The sequence below is a fragment of the Candidatus Proelusimicrobium excrementi genome, assembly GCF_937881865.1.
In the GTDB taxonomy this organism is placed as follows: Bacteria; Elusimicrobiota; Elusimicrobia; order Elusimicrobiales; family Elusimicrobiaceae; genus Proelusimicrobium; species Proelusimicrobium excrementi.
In genome coordinates this window covers 1-2,019 of record NZ_CALGEO010000045.1, presented here as the reverse complement: position 1 = coordinate 2,019, position 2,019 = coordinate 1, and the positions used below count along the sequence as shown (strand labels likewise).

At 49.1% G+C, this 2,019-nt stretch carries 2 protein-coding genes and 1 pseudogene; 2 read left to right on the top strand and 1 reads right to left on the bottom strand.

Features of this window, described 5'->3' with window-relative positions:
- Nucleotides 1–390, bottom strand: a pseudogene (locus ACQY26_RS02340) (hypothetical protein); the annotation flags it as partial.
- Nucleotides 391–400: 10 nt separating this feature from the next.
- Between ACQY26_RS02340 and ACQY26_RS02335 the strand changes: the two are divergent.
- Both ACQY26_RS02335 and ACQY26_RS02330 read left to right on the top strand, forming a co-directional pair.
- Complete coding sequence (locus tag ACQY26_RS02335) at nucleotides 401–1,312, top strand: hypothetical protein (protein WP_428047470.1); 912 nt, start codon at nucleotides 401–403, stop codon at nucleotides 1,310–1,312.
- Nucleotides 1,313–1,320: 8 nt separating this feature from the next.
- Nucleotides 1,321–2,019 (top strand): VWA domain-containing protein (locus ACQY26_RS02330; protein ID WP_428047469.1); only part of this gene is annotated, 699 nt, incomplete at its 3' end.

Here is a 2,019-nt window from a genome sequence, read left to right as displayed (position 1 = left end):
ATTGCCCAATCGTCCGTAAATGACCTGGTCGTGTGTCGAACCCGGTTTGTGGAAACTCACCAGCAGTTGGCGGTTCATTTCTGCACTCAAGCCGTGGGCCTGTTGTTTCGCGATGGTCTCGAGGTTGGTGGCCAGCAGGTTCAGCAAGTCCGACACGTTCAGCACCCCATGTTGCCGGATGTAGTGCGCACCGTTCATGGTCTTCTGCAGGGCATCGATGTCTTTCGTCTCAAGCAGTGCCTCGCAATCGGCAGGCACCAAGGTGTAGAGGTCCACATCGGCCTGCTCCTCTTGGAAGCTCAGCTGGTTGTACCCCCACCAACAGACAGCCCCTAACAGCATCACGATGCACATGGGAACGACGAACGTGTAGATTCTTTTCTTTTCCATCTGTTTCCTTTTGTTTTTTTCTTTTTTAACCGCCGCTTCATTGTTTGCGGAAGATTCCGCTTTGCCCCAAGCCGCGCAAGGGCCTGAAGCGCAAACGCTTAGTTTTACGTCTTTTCCTAAAGAAGTAAAACTGGCTCAGGATTTTTCGGCTTTTGTAACTTTGCCCGAACGCGCGAAACTTGATAAAGAGTCATACAGTCAAAAAGATTTTGAAATCATTTCCGCTTCCCCGGATGAAAGCGGCCTTACCATAGAAATCAAAGCCGCGCCTTTCGCTTTGGGCGTATCAACTTTTACGGCTCTTTCTTTTACCGGCTATGACGGAAAGCGTTTCGTAACTGAGCCTGTGCCCACCGAAGTCAAAACCGTAGATACGGGTATAAAAGAAGAAAAACTCCTTGATATCCGCGCACCTTACAGGCCTTTTAATTATTGGCTTTTGTTATGGATTTTTGCTATAGCGGCGGCCGTTTTTGCAGCTTACGCTTTTTACATCAAACGCCGCCCGGCGGATAAGGCCCGCCTGCTGAAAGCTTTTGAGGAAGACAAACGCCCGCTGGACGTAATCGCTCTTGACAGATTGGATCACCTTTTGGCCGGAGGCCTGTGGAATGAGGGGCAATATAAATTTTTCTATATAAACATGATAGATATTTTAAGGGACTATCTTTCCCTGCGTTTTGCCGTAGACGCGCATAAATACACCAGCCGGGATTTAATCCGCGTCCTTAAAAAGACGCCGGCTTTTAAAGGCGATTTGAAACAGCTCGCCGATTTGCAGCGTTCGGCCGATTATGTTAAATTTGCCAAAGCCGAGCCGACCGAAGCCCAGCGCGACGCCGACATAAGGAATATGCGCAATATAATTATTGATACGCGCCCGCCGCGCCTGGAAGCCGAAAGCAAAGAGAAAGGGGCTTAATTTTGACCATGCAAAAAGATAAATTTTTATCCATAGCTTATAATCTGCTGACCGCAATAGCCGCGGCCGTAGCTTTGCTGCTGCTTGCTTTGATATTTTTAAGCGGAAGCCGTTTGGCCGATCCCGGATTTTTGTTTTTGCTTATTGTGCTTTTCTGCGCCGCTTTCGGGGCCGTGCTTATAAGAAAGATTTTCCCTCCGTCGGTAAAATATCCGCTTGGCCCCGGCGTAAAGTTTGAGGATTCCACGCTTGTAAAATTGGCCAAATGGCTGCCGATGGGCCTTTGCGTTACGGCTTTGTTTTTAAGCGTATTGGCTTTAAGCCGTCCGCAAAAAGACGGCAAACATATTCTGCCGCCGGCCAAAGGCGTGGATATTATGCTTACCATAGATGCTTCCGGCAGTATGGCCGCTTTGGATTTTAAGCCGAACAGAATGTCCGCCGCCAAACAAACGGCCGCGGAGTTCGTTGACAAAAGAGCCACGGACAGAATAGGCGTTGTAGTTTTTGCCGGTGCGGCCATGCTGCAATGCCCGCTGACTTTGGATTACTTTGCGGTAAAGGAATATATAAATCTTATAAGTACGGATATGCTTTCCGACCAGCTCGGCACCGCAATAGGCGACGCCATAGCCGTTTCTGCCAGGCATTTAAAGGACAGCGCGGCCAAAAGCAAGACGATAATCTTGCTTACCGACGGAGAAAAC